At 52.3% G+C, this 419-nt stretch carries 1 protein-coding gene; it reads left to right on the top strand.

The window, feature by feature from the left end; translation table 11 throughout:
* The coding region (locus B9T16_RS29430; RefSeq protein ID WP_410246472.1) for a class I SAM-dependent DNA methyltransferase at positions 1-419 on the top strand (419 nt) is incomplete at both ends.

Raw genomic sequence — 419 nt, 5'->3', positions numbered from 1 at the left:
AAGGTCGATGGTCAGCAGAAACTCGACCCCGCCTCACTTGGGGGACTCATTGACATGATTGGTAGTGTCAATTTGGCTCAGTCTCCCAAAGTATCGAACGAGCAACTGGAGTTAGAGATAGACCCGGTTGAGCCTAGAACCGAACCCCGGCAGGCTGACCTATTGGGGCAGGTATATGAATATTTCCTAGGTCAGTTTGCCCTAGCTGAAGGGAAGAAGGGCGGCCAGTTCTACACGCCAGAAGCGGTGGTGCGGGTGCTAGTGGAGATGCTGGAACCGTACCAGGGGCGAGTGTTTGACCCATGTTGTGGTTCTGGGGGAATGTTTGTTCAGAGCGAGAAGTTTGTCAGTCACCACCAGGGGCGACTAGATGACATCTCTATTTACGGCCAAGAGAGCAATGAGACGACTTATAAACT

The organism is Arthrospira sp. PCC 8006 (assembly GCF_046480465.1).
Classification (GTDB): domain Bacteria; phylum Cyanobacteriota; class Cyanobacteriia; order Cyanobacteriales; family Microcoleaceae; genus Limnospira; species Limnospira platensis.
This window is presented reverse-complemented; position numbering and strand designations above follow the sequence as displayed.